Here is a 13089-nt window from a genome sequence, read left to right on the forward strand (position 1 = left end):
GCCCGGGTGCCGTTTGGCTTACAGCTTGGCGATGGACACTTCGGTGGATTTCACGAAGGCGATCACTTCGCTGCCAACCTGCAGTTCCAGCTCACGCACCGAGCGGGTGGTAATCACCGAAGTGACGATACCCGAGGCAGTCTGCACGTCGATTTCCGACAGTACCGGGCCTTCCAGGATTTCTTTCACAGTACCTTTGAACTGGTTACGAACGTTGATGGCTTTGATGGTCATGGGGTAATTCCTTCTATGGGCTTCAGTGGGTTCAGAGCGCCCAGCGCAGTTGCGTGGGCAAAGGGGCTACAGGGTCAGGTTCGGGGGCTGTGCCCGGCGCTGACAGAACACGTTGCAAGACCTCGCTTTCCAGCGCGGCCAGGCGATGGGAGCCACGCGCACGGGGCCGTGGCAGGTCGACGGTAAGGTCCAGGCCCACCTCGCCTTCTTCGATCAGAATCACCCGGTCGGCCACGGCGACTGCCTCGCTTACGTCATGTGTCACCAGCAGCACCGTGAAGCCATGCTGGCGCCACAGGCGCTCGATCAGTTGCTGCATCTCGATGCGGGTCAGGGCATCCAGCGCGCCGAGCGGCTCATCGAGCAGCAGCAGGCGCGGCTGGTGAATAAGCGCACGGGCCAGGGCCACGCGCTGCTTCTGCCCACCGGACAACGCCGCAGGCCATTCATGGGCGCGGTCGGCCAGGCCCACCGCCTCCAGTGCCTGCAGGGCGCGGGGCTGCCAGTCGCCCTTCAGGCCCAGGCCAACGTTGTCGATGACCTTTTTCCACGGCAACAGGCGGGCGTCCTGGAACATCAAGCGGGTTTCCTCGCGGGCCTCTTCCAGCGGTGCGGCGCCGGCCAGCAGCTGCCCGGCAGTGGGCTGGTCGAGCCCAGCCAGCAAACGCAGCAGCGTGCTTTTACCGCAGCCGCTGCGCCCGACGATGGCGACAAACTGGCCGGCCGGGATGTGCAGGTCGATGCCCTTCAAGACTTCGCGCGGGCCAAACGCCTTGCGCAGGCCGCTGGAAGCCAGCGGGATACCCCGCAGCAGGCGTTGTGGCGAGTCGTTAAGAATGGTCATGCGGCCTCCTTCCTTGCCACCTGGTAAGCCGGGTGCCAGCGCAGCCACACACGCTCCAGGCCACGGGCGGCCAGGTCGGCAAGCTTGCCGAGCACGGCGTAGAGGACGATGGCCAGCACCACCACATCGGTTTGCAGGAACTCACGGGCGTTCATGGCCAGGTAGCCGATGCCGGCATTGGCCGAAATGGTTTCGGCAACGATCAGGGTCAGCCACATGAAGCCCAGGGCAAAGCGCACGCCCACCAGAATCGAAGGCAGTGCGCCCGGCAGAATCACCTGGCGGAACAGGCTGAACCCAGACAAACCATAGCTGCGGGCCATTTCGACCAGCGCCGGGTCGACGTTGCGGATACCGTGGTAAGTGTTCAGGTAGATAGGGAACAGCGTGCCCAGCGCCACCAGGAAAATCTTGGCCGATTCATCGATACCGAACCACAGGATGACCAGTGGTATCAGCGCCAGGTGCGGCACGTTGCGGATCATCTGCACCGAGCTGTCGAGCAGGCGTTCGCCCCAGTTTGACAGGCCGGTGATGAAGCCCAGCACCAGCCCGATGCTGCCACCGATGACGAAGCCCAGCCCGGCGCGCCAGCCGCTGATTGCCAGGTGGGTCCAGATTTCCCCGCTGCGCACCAGCTCTACGCCAGCACTGAGCACGGCACTGGGCGCAGGCAATATGCGGGTAGACAGCCAGCCTGCACTGACGGCCAGCTGCCAGGCGGCCAGCAGCAGCACCGGCAGCGCCCATGGTGCCAGGCGCTGGGTCAGGGTGTTGGAAGTTGCACGGCTCATGACGGCCCCTCAGCTCTGCGCGACGGATTTAGGCAGGATGTCGTTGGCCACCATCTCGCCGAAGGGGCTGACGTAACCGCCTGCCGTGGCCTGTTCGGGGCGTTGCACGTCCAGGTGCGGGAACAGCAGTTCGGCCACTCGATAAGACTCTTCCAGGTGCGGGTAGCCAGAGAAGATGAAGGTGTCGATGCCCAAGGCTGCATATTCCTTGACCCGCGCCGCTACGGTCGGGCCGTCGCCCACCAGCGCTGTGCCGGCCCCGCCGCGTACCAGGCCAACGCCCGCCCACAGGTTGGGGCTGACCTCCAGCTTGTCGCGGCTGCCGTTGTGCAGTGCGGCCATGCGCTGCTGCCCCACGGAGTCGAAGCGGGCCAGCGAGGCCTGGGCGCGGGCGATGGTGTCGTCATCCAGGTGGGAAATAAGCTTTTCGGCTGCGGCCCAGGCTTCTGCGTTGGTTTCCCGCACGATCACGTGCAGGCGGATGCCAAAGCGCACCTCACGGCCCTGCTCGGCCGCCTTGGCGCGCACCTGGGCGATTTTCTCGGCAACGGCGCTGGGTGGCTCACCCCAGGTCAGGTACAGCTCCACCTGCTCCGCCGCCAGGTCCTGGGCAGCTTCGGACGAGCCGCCGAAGTACAGCGGTGGGCGCGGCTGCTGGATGGGCGGGTAGAGCAGCTTGGCGCCCTTTACCTGGATGTGCTTGCCGTCGTAGTCCACCACCTCGCCTTCCAGCACCTTGCGCCAGATGCGGGTGAACTCCACGGACGCCTCGTACCGCTCCTGATGGTTGAGATGCAGGCCATCACCGGCCAGTTCGTCCGGGTCGCCGCCGGTCACCAGGTTGAAAAGGGCGCGGCCGTTGGACAGCCGGTCGAGGGTGGCAGCCTGGCGGGCTGCCACGGTGGGCGAGATGATGCCGGGGCGCAGGGCCACCAGAAACTTCAGCCGTTGGGTGACTGGAATCAACGATGCCGCCACCAGCCAGGAATCCTCGCAGGACCGCCCGGTAGGGATCAGTACACCGCCAAAACCAAGGCGGTCTGCCGCCTGGGCAATCTGTTGCAGGTAACCGTGGTCAACCGCACGGGCACCATCGGAGGTACCCAGGTACTTGCCGTCACCGTGGGTGGGCAAAAACCAGAAAATATTGAGGCTCATTGGAGTTGTCTCCTGAAGGGTGACTCAGCCGAGGCAGCGCCCCGGCGCAGGCGAAGGGATCAAGGCGCGGTGGCGACCTTGGCCGGGGGCGTCCAGATCACGTCCTTGATGCTCAGCGGCTTGGGTATCAGCTTGAGCCCCTGGAAGGTGTCAGCGATCTTTTGCTGCGCAGCCACCACGGCCGGCGTCAGCGGCGCTGCACCGTAGCCTTGGCGCTTGACCGAGGTAAGGGTGATATCGGCGGGCAAGCCGAGCAGCGGTGCCACCTGATCGGTAACCTGCTGCGGGTTGGCCTGTGACCACTCGCCCACCGCACGCACCTCTTCGATCAGGGCGTTGATCACCGCCGGGTGCGCGGTGGCGTACTTGCGGGTGGCCAGGTAGAACTGGTGGTTGTCGACCAACCCCTTGCCGTCACGCAGCGTACGGGCTTGCAGTTGCTGCTCGGCGGCAGCCTGGTACGGGTCCCAGATCACCCAGGCGTCGACACTGCCGCGCTCGAACGCGGCACGGGCATCAGCGGGTGGCAGGTACACAGGCTGAATGTCGGTGTACTTGAGGCCGGCATCTTCCAGGGCGCGAACCAGCAGGTAATGCACGTTGGAGCCTTTGTTGAGCGCGACTTTCTTGCCCTTGAGTTCTTTTACGGACTGAATCGACGAGCCCTTGGGCACCAGAATGGCTTCGCTGTGCGGCGCAGGGGGCTCGTAGGCCACGTACAGCAAATCGGCACCTGCTGCCTGGGCAAACACTGGCGGGGTTTCGCCGGTAACCCCAAAGTCGACCGAACCGACGTTCAGCCCTTCAAGCAGCTGGGGGCCGCCGGGGAATTCTGTCCACTGCACCTGAATGCCCTGATCGGCCAGGCGCTTTTCCAGCGTGCCTTTGGCCTTGAGCAGCACCAGGGTGCCGTATTTCTGATAGCCGATGCGCAGGCTTTCGGCCTGGGCTTGGGTAATGGCGCCGAAGGACACAGCCGCCGCAAACAGGGCGACCAGACCGCGACGCAAGAAGACTGTGCGCATGGCGCTCTCCTGTGCGATGGGTTCGGGTTGCACCTGCTTGCCTCGTTGACGGGCGAGTAAGGTGGTAAAGCGGTGTAGCCGGTCAGATGCTCCAGCGAGCGCTGATCAGGCGTTCATTGAGTACGCCGGGCGCCACGGGGCGCGGCCGGCGGGCCAGCGCCACATGGAAGGTTTCCAGCGAGTCCAGCAGGCGGCCTTCCAGTGCCGGTGCCAGCACGGCGGGCTTGTTGCCTTCGCCGTAGGCTATCTGGCTGTCGTCGGCGAAGATCCCTTGCAGGGTCTCTTGCGCCTTGAGTGCTGACAGCACCGGTTTCAATGCGTAGTCCACGGCCAGCATGTGGGCGATGCTGCCGCCCGTGGCGATGGGCAACACGATCTTGTGTTCCAGCGCACGCTCAGGCAACAGGTCGAGCAGTGTCTTGAGGGCCCCGGCAAACGATGCCTTGTACACCGGGGTAGCCACGATCAGGCCGTCGGCCTGGGCCACCAGCTGTTGGAAGTGCTGCACCTGCGGGCTGTCAAAGCGCGCATGCAGCAGGTCTTCTGCGGGGAAGTCACGTACATGGAAGCTCACCACTTCCACGCCCTGGCCCTGCAGCCACTGGCGCGAGCGCTCGAGCAGCACGCCGGAGCGTGAACGGGTACTGGGGCTACCACCGATTGAGACGACCAGCATTGGAAGGCTTCCTTGTGTTCTGTTGAAACGACAGTAACAGCTTCTTTATATATCTATAAATCATATTTATTTATTTGTTTATTCCTTTTTAATCTTATCAATGCAGGCGGCTCCTCTGCGGGCGGGCAAATTCCTTCAGGCATAAAAAAAGGCCGTCGAAACGGCCTGAAACCCTGCTTGGCTAAGCGCGATGCAACAACGAATCCACTAACGATTGGGCTGGGGGGTCAACCGTAGGTACGGTTTCACGGCGCGGTACCCTTTGGGGAACCGCTGCTTGATTTCTTCCTCGTCCTTGAGCGAGGGCACGATCACCACATCATCGCCGTCCTGCCAGTTCCCTGGCGTGGCCACCTTGTGGGTGTCGGTGAGTTGCAGCGAGTCGATCACCCGCAGAATCTCGTTGAAGTTGCGCCCGGTGCTGGCCGGGTAGGTAATGGTCAGGCGCACCTTTTTGTTCGGGTCGATCACGAACAGCGAACGCACCGTGAGGGTATCGCTGGCGTTCGGGTGGATCAGGTCGTACAGGTCGGACACCTTGCGGTCGGCGTCAGCGATGATCGGGAAATTGACCACGGTGTTCTGGGTTTCGTTGATGTCGTCGATCCAGCGGTGGTGTGAGTCCACCGGGTCTACCGACAGGGCAATGGCCTTGACCCCACGCTTGGCGAATTCGTCCTTCAGCTTGGCGGTCAGCCCCAGCTCGGTGGTGCACACCGGGGTGAAGTCGGCGGGGTGGGAGAACAGCACACCCCAGCTGTTGCCCAGCCACTGGTGAAATTGGATTTTGCCTTCGCTGGAATCCTGTTCGAAATCGGGGGCGATATCGCCGAGTTTGAGGCTCATGGGCTGCAACTCCTGTGCTGGCGCCGTGGGGTATGGGTTCAATGTGCCTGCATTCGAATAAAAATAAAAAGAATAAATAATGATTTATTTATAATTTTTTAGCCTATTGAATTGCAGGTACAAAAAAGCCTCGCACACGGCGAGGCTTTCTACTGGCGCTACGGCTTACAGGAAGTTGTAAGTGTAGTTGAAGATCAGACGGGTCTGGTCCTGGTCAGCCAGCGAGCTGGTGCCGGTGCCACGGTATACGCCGTGACGCAGGCTGGCGCCCAGGCCCTTGAAGGTGCCTTCCTGGATCACGTAGTCGACGCGAGCGTCACGTTCCCATTCGCTGAAGGTGCCGTTGCCGTTGGCGTTCTTGCCGTCTTCACCCTTGAGGTACGAGACCGACGCCTTCAGGCCCGGTACGCCCAGGCGCGCGAAGTCATACGAGTACTGACCGAAGGTGGTGTTTTCACCCGCCTTGGCGAACTGGTTGATCATGCTGTCGGTGAACAGGTAGAAGCTTGCACCGCCGGCGCCTTCCAGCGAGGAGCGCGAGCCGTCCTTGCGCACGCTGCCCTGGTTCAGCCATACGAAGCCACCGTCGTCGTTGACGCGCTGGTGACCGACCATGAGCGAGTGGCCACCCAAGGTGTAGGTGAACATCGCGGACCAGGTCTTGTTGTCGACTTCGCCCGGGTTCTTGGCAAAGCCGCCGTTGTTGTTGAAGGTGTAGCCCGAATCGCCGTTGCGGCCGTCGCTGCTGCTGTTGAAATAGCGCAGGTCGGTCTTGAAGGACTGGTCGTCAGCGATCTTGAAGACGTGGGTAGCACCCAGGAAGTGCTGCTTGTAGAAGTCTTCCAGGTTCGAGTAGTAGTACTGCAGGGTCAGGTCTGGCGTGAGCTTGTAGTCCAGGCCGCCGTAGCGGAACTTGTTGCTGTCACGGAAGGCGCCGTTGACCGACAGGCCGGTACGGTTGCTCGAAGCACGGCCCATGGCGTGGGTCAGCTGGCCTGCGTTGATGGTGAGGTTGTCGATTTCCTTCGACTGGATGGTGCCACCCTCGAAGGTCTGCGGCAGCAGACGGCCATCGTTGGACACCAGGATCGGCAGGTTTGGCGCCAGGGCGCTACCGTAGTGAACCTCGGTCTTGGAGAAGCGTGCCTTGGCGTTACCGCCTACGCGCGCCCACTGGCTGGCAGAAGAGCCGTCGGAGTCGCTAGGGAAGAAGCTGCTGTTGTCAGGGTGCTTGCCGCGGCCACCGTCCAGGTGGATACCCCACAGGGCCTGTACGTCTACACCGAAGCCAACGGTACCCTCGGTGAAACCGGACAGGTAGTCGAGCTTGAAGCCCTGACCCGACTCACGGTTGTCTGCGCCACCGTCACGGTTGTCGTTGTTGAAGTACATGGTGCGCGAGCTGAGCGACAGTTTGCTGTCGTCTACGAAACCGGCAGCGCCTGCTTGTTGGGCGATAACCCCCAGTGCCACGGCGATGGCCAGGCTGGACTTGTACATGTTTTGCTCCTCTACGTTCTAATTTTTGTGTATCGCTGGCGGCGGGGTCTGTGCCCTGCTCACCGTGGATTGGCGATTTAGTCCCAAAGCGTGACCATTTAGTCAATCGTTTCTAAACATTTCGCGACTTTGGTCTAAGGCGCCACCTGGGCTACAGGATAATGACAATCCTATAAATCCAAAATGACTGTTTTGTGAAACCTTAAGATTTTTACGGAATATGGTGTGAACCTTTACTGCGTTTTGTTGTAGGTCACGCCAGGGGAATAACCATAGGTTATTTCCAGGCGGTTGGCGCGCATTTGCTGAAAAAGATCACCCGGCTGCACCAACCGCCTAAGCTAATGCCTAAAAGTTATTTATTTCGTCTTTCTTAGATCATTTAGCCTTCTCATCACTGCCTCCTTGCCGACGAGAACGCCCAATGAATCCGCATACTCCACTGCGCCTGCTTACCGCCCTGACCCTTGCCGGCGCCAGCTGGCTGGCACAGGCAGCCGACCTGACCATCGCCTATCAGACCACTGTCGACCCCGCCAAAGTGGCCCAGGTTGACGGCGACTACGAAAAAGCCAGCAAGGCCAGCATTGACTGGCGCAAATTCGATAACGGGGCCGATGTGATCACTGCGGTGGCCAGCGGCGACGTACAGATCGGCTACCTGGGCTCAAGCCCGTTGGCAGCGGCCGCCACGCGCAAGCTGCCCATCGAGACGTTCCTGATCGCCACGCAGATCGGCGCCGGTGAAGCCCTGGTCGCCCGCGACAACATCAAGACCCCGCAAGACCTGATAGGCAAGAAGGTGGCGGTGCCGTTTGTTTCCACGGGGCATTACAGCCTGCTGGCAGCGCTGAAAGGCTGGAACATCGACCCTGCCAAGGTGCAGATCCTCAACCTGGCACCACCGGCCATCATTGCCGCCTGGAAGCGTGGCGATATCGATGCCACCTATGTGTGGGACCCTGCCCTGGGTGTGGCCAAGGAAACCGGCAAGGTGCTGATCACCTCTGGCGAGCTGGCCAAGCAAGGCGCCCCGACCTTCGACGCCTGGATCGTGCGCAAGGACTACGCCACCCAACACCCTGAAGTGGTCAAGGCCTTCGCCAAGGTCACGCTGGATGCCTACGCCGCCTACCGCCACGACCCCAAAACCTGGCTGGCCAACCCCGACAACGTGGCCAAGCTGGCCAAGCTGTCGGGTGCCAAGCCCAGCGACATCCCGGTACTGCTACAAGGCAACGTCTACCCCCTGGCCGCTGACCAGGCCAAGGCGCTGGGCGCCCCGACCACCCAGGCGCTGACCGACACGGCCACCTTCCTCAAGCAGCAGGGCAAGGTCGACGCCGTACTGCCGGACTACGCGCCCTACGTCAGCGCCCAGTACTTGCCCAACTGAACCCGTAGATAACCACGGAGCCTGCCATGGCCTTGCTCGAACTGGAGCACATCAGTGCACAGTACCCCGGCACCACCGCCCCCGTACTGGCCGACATCAACCTCAGCCTCGGGCCGCGCCAACTGCTGGTGGCCCTTGGGCCCTCCGGCAGCGGCAAGACGTCGCTGCTGAACCTGATCGCCGGCTTCGTCAGCCCCAGTAGCGGCCGCATCACCCTCGACGGTGTGCCGGTCGCAGGGCCCGGAGCGGAACGCGGCGTGGTGTTCCAGGACGACGCCCTGCTGCCCTGGCAGAACGTGCTGGCCAATGTTGCCTTCGGCCTGGAGCTGGCTGGTGTGCCGCGTGCGCAGCGGCAAGCCAAGGCACGGGAGATGCTGGCGTTGGTGGACCTGCACGGCTTTGCCGAGCGCAGCATATGGCAGCTCTCCGGCGGCCAGAAACAGCGGGTTGGCCTGGCCAGGGCACTGGCAGCCGACCCACGGGTGCTGCTGATGGACGAGCCGTTCGGCGCCCTGGATGCCTTCACCCGCGAGCAGATGCAGGAGCTGTTGCTGCAAGTGTGGCAACGCACTGCCAAACCCGTGTTCCTGATTACCCACGACATCGAAGAAGCCGTCTTCCTGGCCAGCGACCTGATACTGCTGGCGCCCAACCCGGGGCGGGTGGTCGAGCGCCTGCAGCTGGACTTTGGCCAGCGCTATGCAGCCGGCGAATCCGCCCGTGCCATCAAGTCTGACCCGGCCTTCATCGAAACCCGCGAACACGTGCTGGCGCGGGTGTTTTCCCAGCGCCAGGCCCTGAAGGAGCACGCATGAACATCCTGGACCTGCTGGCAGACGGCGAACACGACGCGTCGGCGCAGCCCGCCCTGCGTGCACGCCGCCCCCTGCCCACCCGCTGGATCAGCGCCCTGACACTGGGCAGCCTGCTGCTGGCCTGGTGGCTGGTAACCGCTGCTGGTTGGGTAGAGCCGCTGTTTCTGCCCTCGCCGGCGGATATTCTGAACCGGGCCTGGAGCCTGCTGACCCAGGGCTACATGGACGCCAGCCTGTGGCAGCACCTGGCCGCCAGCCTCGGGCGTATCGGCTTCGCGCTGCTGGCTGCCACCCTGACAGCCATCCCGGTGGGCATTGCCATCGGCTACAACCGCGTGGCGCGGGGCATCCTCGACCCACTCATCGAGTTCTACCGGCCCATCCCGCCGCTGGCCTACCTGCCACTGATCGTGATCTGGTGCGGCATCGGTGAAGCCTCGAAAGTACTGCTGATCTACCTGGCCATTTTTGCACCGATCGCCATCGCCACCGCCACCGGCGTACGCACCGTCGACCCGGCCAGGTTACGTGCCGCGCAGTCGTTGGGTGCCAGCAAGGCCCAGCTGGTTCGTCACGTGATCCTGCCCAGCGCGCTGCCCGACATCCTCACCGGCATCCGCATCGGCCTGGGCGTGGGCTGGTCCACCCTGGTGGCCGCCGAGCTGATCGCCGCCACCAGCGGCCTGGGCTTCATGGTGCAGTCTGCCGCGCAGTTTCTGGTCACAGATGTGGTGGTACTGGGCATCCTGCTGATCGCGCTCATCGCCTTCGCGCTGGAAATGAGCCTGCGCGCCCTGCAACGCAAGCTGGTGCCTTGGCACGGGCAAGCCCACTGACCACGCCGGCACCCTGGCGCCTGATTGAGAGACCGACATGAGCCTGACCATTACCCCCCTCAGCCCGGCACTGGGCGCACAGATCAGTGGCGTGGACATCAGCCGCGACATCACCGCCCAGGACCGCGATGCCATCGAGCAGGCGCTGCTCCAGCACCAGGTGTTGTTCCTGCGCGACCAGCCCATCAACCCGCAGCAGCAGGCACGCTTTGCCGCGCTGTTCGGTGAACTGCACATTCACCCGATCTACCCCAATGTGCCGCAGACACCGCAGGTGCTGGTGCTGGATACCGCCGTAACCGATGTGCGGGACAATGCGGTGTGGCACACCGACGTGACCTTTTTGCCGACCCCGGCACTAGGCGCCGTGCTCAGTGCCAAGCAGCTGCCGGCCTACGGTGGCGATACCTTGTGGGCCAGCGGCATTGCGGCGCTGGAGGGTTTGTCGGCGCCGCTGCGGGCGATGCTGGAGGGGCTTACGGCCACCCACGACTTCACCAAGTCGTTCCCGCTGGAGCGTTTTGGGACCACGCCAGAAGACCTGGCGCGCTGGGAGGCCACGCGGCGCAACAACCCGCCGCTGTCGCACCCAGTGGTGCGTACCCACCCGGTAAGCGGGCGCAAGGCGTTGTTCGTCAACGAGGGGTTTACCACGCGTATCAACGAGCTGAGCGAACTGGAAAGCGATGCCCTGTTGCGGCTGTTGTTCGCCCATGCCACGCGGCCGGAATTCAGCATTCGCTGGCGCTGGCAGGAGAACGACGTGGCATTCTGGGACAACCGCGTGACCCAGCACTTTGCCGTGGACGATTACCGGCCAAACCGGCGGGTGATGCATCGGGCCACCATTTTGGGGGATGCACCCTTCTGATCGGGGCATCACCGCGGCCTGTCATGGCGATGGGCCGCGGTGATGCCTGCAGGGCAGCCTCTAGCGCACCAGATGCAGGAACTGCATGTGCCGTTCGTACTGGTCGAGGATGTCGTTGATGATCTGCTCCTTGCTGTAGCCCACCAGGTCGTAGTCCTGGCTGCCTTCGCTCAGGTGCACTTCCGCCCGGTAGTAGCGGCGGTTCTTCAAGTCCTGCGCGCCCAGCCCACCCAGGGCGAACGATGGCGTGAAGTAGCCACGCATCTGCACCTGGTAGATGAACGGCTGCTCTTCGCCATGGCCCACCTTCAGGCTGACGTTGTCGTGGCTGGGGTCGTCCTGGGTGATCAGCACAAGGCCCTTCTGCTCGAACACTTCACGCACATCGGCAATGGCCGGGCGCACCACATCATCCATGAAGCGGTACACCTCATCGCGTGACGGGAAGTGCACCGCCTGGTTCAGGCGCTGCCGCCAGCCGCCACGGCCACGCCGCGTCTGGGCGAAGGGTGCCAGGGAGTGCAGCTGTGCGATCCGCCGCTGCGACTCCATGTAGAACGCCTTGTGCAGCCCCCACATCATGCACAGCAGAATAAGCGAGAACGGCAACGACGTCAGCACCACCGCCGACTTCAGCGAATCGATGCTGCCGGCGAACAGCAAGGCGCTGGTGACCAGCGCGGTCATGGCGCCCCAGAAGATGCGCAGCCAGTTGGGGCCGTCTTCGTCGGTACTGCCGCCCGTGGCAGACAGGGTGGACAGCACCACGGTGCCGGAGTCGGCCGAGGTGACGAAGAACACGAAACTGATGAACACCGTCATGGCGATCACCGCTTTGCTCCAGGGGTAGGTTTCCAGCAGCAGGTACAGGCTCATGGACGGGTTGTCCAACGCTGCCTGGCCCAGTGCCGTCATGCCATGGTTGATCACCTGGTCCAGTGCGCTGTTGCCGAAGATCGACATCCACGCCAGGGTGAAGCCGAGCGGAATCAGCAGCACACCGAACACGAACTCGCGGATGGTGCGCCCACGGGAAATACGGGCAATGAACAGGCCCACGAAGGGTGCCCAGGCAATCCACCATGCCCAGTAGAACACCGTCCAGCCACCCAGCCAGTCGCGGTTCTCGCCGTAGGCATACACGTCAAAGCTTTTGCGTGGCAAGGCGCCCAGGTAGTCACCGAGGTTCTGGATCAAGGTGTTGAACAGGTGCTGGGTGGGGCCGGCGAACAGCACGAACAGCAACAGCGCGCAGGCCAGGAACAGGTTGATGTCGCTCATCACCCGCACGCCCTTCTCTACGCCTGCAACTGCCACTGCAACGGCAGCGCCCATCATCAGGGTGATCAGCACCACTTGTACCCACTGGCTGTGGCTGATGCCGAACAGGTAGTCCAGGCCGGCATTGAGGTGCAGCACGCCAAAGCCCATGTCGGCGCCCAGGCCGAAAACCGTGGCGATGATGCCGAAACCGTCAACGGCGTAGCCGATAGGCCCGTTGATACGCTTGCCAATCAGCGGGTACAGCGCCGACCGCAACGCCAGCGGCAGGTTGTGGCGGTAGGCGAAATACGCCAGCGCCATGCCGACAAAGGCGAATACACCCCAGCCATGCAGGCCCCAGTGCAAGAACAGAATCTGCATGGCCTGGCGCCCGGCCTCGGCCGTGCCAGCCTCGCCCTGCGGCGGCTGCAGCATGTGGGTAAGGGGTTCGGACACGCAGAAGAAGAACAGCGTGATGCTGATGCCGGCGGCGAAGAGCATGCCGGCCCATGACAGGTAACTGAATTCGGGCTCGTCGTGGTCGGCACCGAGCTTGATCTTGCCGTAGCCAGACAAGGCGGTGACCACCACGAAGACCAGATACAGCGTCATCGCCAGCATGTAGTACCAGCCGACGGTGTTGGCAGCCCAGTTCTGCGCCGCCAGCAACCAGTCGCCTGCGGTTTGCGGGTTGGAGATGACCACCAGGCCAAAAATGAGGATGAAGCTTGCCGCAAAATAGAACACCGGGGGGTTCATGCGGACCTTGCCGTTGGCAAGTGAAGGGGTCGGCGCACTCATGGGGCATGCACCTCGTCGTAGGACGGAAGG

The 13089-nt window shown here is 63.0% G+C and carries 13 protein-coding genes; 4 read left to right on the plus strand and 9 right to left on the minus strand.

Annotated features, from left to right (window positions below; all coding sequences use genetic code 11):
• Positions 1-18: 18 nt before the first annotated feature.
• The 8 genes from IAE36_RS17000 to IAE36_RS17035 form a co-directional block, all read right to left on the minus strand.
• Positions 19-234: a TOBE domain-containing protein gene (locus IAE36_RS17000; protein WP_003255829.1), complete on the minus strand. Its 216-nt coding sequence runs from the start codon at positions 232-234 to the stop codon at positions 19-21.
• A 31-nt stretch (positions 235-265) separates the two neighbouring features.
• Positions 266-1078, minus strand: a complete 813-nt coding sequence (gene ssuB, locus IAE36_RS17005; protein WP_028635359.1) for an aliphatic sulfonates ABC transporter ATP-binding protein — start codon at positions 1076-1078, stop codon at positions 266-268.
• Entirely contained in the window at positions 1075-1872 is a 798-nt protein-coding gene (gene ssuC / locus IAE36_RS17010; protein WP_201163836.1) for an aliphatic sulfonate ABC transporter permease SsuC, read from the minus strand. The genes ssuB and ssuC overlap by 4 nt, the downstream gene beginning before the upstream one ends.
• Positions 1873-1881: 9 nt before the next feature.
• The gene (ssuD, locus tag IAE36_RS17015) at positions 1882-3030 is read right to left on the minus strand and encodes an FMNH2-dependent alkanesulfonate monooxygenase (RefSeq protein WP_028635361.1); all 1149 of its coding nucleotides are present in this window, start codon (positions 3028-3030) and stop codon (positions 1882-1884) included.
• A 59-nt stretch (positions 3031-3089) separates the two neighbouring features.
• Complete coding sequence (locus tag IAE36_RS17020; protein ID WP_201213595.1) at positions 3090-4055, minus strand: sulfonate ABC transporter substrate-binding protein; 966 nt, start codon at positions 4053-4055, stop codon at positions 3090-3092.
• Between the two features lie 82 nt (positions 4056-4137).
• Positions 4138-4731 carry an NADPH-dependent FMN reductase gene (gene ssuE, locus IAE36_RS17025; RefSeq protein ID WP_201213597.1) on the minus strand — a complete coding sequence of 198 codons (594 nt, stop codon included), beginning with the start codon at positions 4729-4731 and terminating at the stop codon, positions 4138-4140.
• Positions 4732-4938: 207 nt separating this feature from the next.
• Positions 4939-5577, minus strand: coding sequence for a peroxiredoxin (locus IAE36_RS17030; RefSeq protein ID WP_028635364.1), 639 nt, complete (start codon positions 5575-5577; stop codon positions 4939-4941).
• Positions 5578-5742: 165 nt separating this feature from the next.
• Positions 5743-7077, minus strand: a complete 1335-nt coding sequence (locus tag IAE36_RS17035; RefSeq protein WP_201213599.1) for an OprD family porin — start codon at positions 7075-7077, stop codon at positions 5743-5745.
• 424 nt (positions 7078-7501) lie between these two features.
• Here IAE36_RS17035 and tauA point away from each other — a divergent pair, with 424 nt between their 5' ends.
• Genes tauA through tauD form a run of 4 tightly spaced genes read left to right on the plus strand, consistent with a single transcriptional unit; the run spans position 7502 to position 10995 of the window.
• Complete coding sequence (gene tauA, locus IAE36_RS17040; RefSeq protein ID WP_201213601.1) at positions 7502-8473, plus strand: taurine ABC transporter substrate-binding protein; 972 nt, start codon at positions 7502-7504, stop codon at positions 8471-8473.
• Between the two features lie 26 nt (positions 8474-8499).
• Positions 8500-9288, plus strand: a complete 789-nt coding sequence (gene tauB / locus IAE36_RS17045) for a taurine ABC transporter ATP-binding subunit (RefSeq protein WP_201213603.1) — start codon at positions 8500-8502, stop codon at positions 9286-9288.
• Entirely contained in the window at positions 9285-10124 is an 840-nt protein-coding gene (gene tauC / locus IAE36_RS17050; protein ID WP_201213605.1) for a taurine ABC transporter permease TauC, read from the plus strand. The genes tauB and tauC overlap by 4 nt, the downstream gene beginning before the upstream one ends.
• 37 nt (positions 10125-10161) lie before the next feature.
• Positions 10162-10995, plus strand: a complete 834-nt coding sequence (gene tauD, locus IAE36_RS17055) for a taurine dioxygenase (protein ID WP_201213607.1) — start codon at positions 10162-10164, stop codon at positions 10993-10995.
• 60 nt (positions 10996-11055) lie between these two features.
• On the opposite strand, the gene betT is transcribed toward tauD, so the two are convergent.
• The gene (gene betT / locus IAE36_RS17060) at positions 11056-13017 is read right to left on the minus strand and encodes a choline transporter BetT (RefSeq protein ID WP_177331205.1); all 1962 of its coding nucleotides are present in this window, start codon (positions 13015-13017) and stop codon (positions 11056-11058) included.
• Positions 13018-13089 lie beyond the last annotated feature (72 nt).

The sequence above is a fragment of the Pseudomonas sp. S36 genome, from assembly GCF_016647875.1.
GTDB lineage: Bacteria > Pseudomonadota > Gammaproteobacteria > Pseudomonadales > Pseudomonadaceae > Aquipseudomonas > Aquipseudomonas parafulva.